The organism is Xanthobacter autotrophicus, from assembly GCF_030015065.1.
Classification (GTDB): Bacteria; Pseudomonadota; Alphaproteobacteria; order Rhizobiales; family Xanthobacteraceae; genus Xanthobacter; species Xanthobacter autotrophicus_D.
This window is the reverse complement of the sequence record NZ_JAIVFN010000533.1, coordinates 1-398: the sequence shown is the minus strand read 5'-3', so window position 1 is coordinate 398 and position 398 is coordinate 1. Positions and strand designations below refer to the sequence as shown.

General features: G+C 70.6%; 1 protein-coding gene. It reads left to right on the top strand.

All coding sequences use genetic code 11. The features are described from left to right. Window positions 1–17: 17 nt before the first annotated feature. Window positions 18–398 (top strand): LysR family transcriptional regulator (locus tag K9U40_RS24385; protein WP_282892614.1); only part of this gene is annotated, 381 nt, incomplete at its 3' end.

Sequence of the window (398 nt, the reverse complement as noted above, 5' to 3'; positions counted from 1 at the left end):
CATCTCTACCCTGCCCCATGCGCTCCCTCGATCTGCTGACCTTGCGGCTCTTCGTGGCCGTCTGCGAGCAGCGCAACATCGCACGCGCGGCCGAGCGCGAATCGATCGTGGGCTCGGCCGTCAGCAAGCGGCTGGCGCAGCTGGAAGACACGGTGGGCACGCAATTGCTGGTACGCAAGCGCCACGGCGTGGCCCCCACCCCGGCCGGCGAGACGCTGCTGGAGCATGCGCGCGAGATGCTCGCCACCGCAGGCCGCATCGAGCGGGACATGGCCGGTTTCGCCACGGGCGTGCGCGGCCACGTGCGCATGCTGGTCACCGCGTCGGTCATGGCCGAATCGCTGGCCGACGACGTGGCGGCCTTTCTGCAGGAGCCCGCGCACCGCGACATCCAGGTG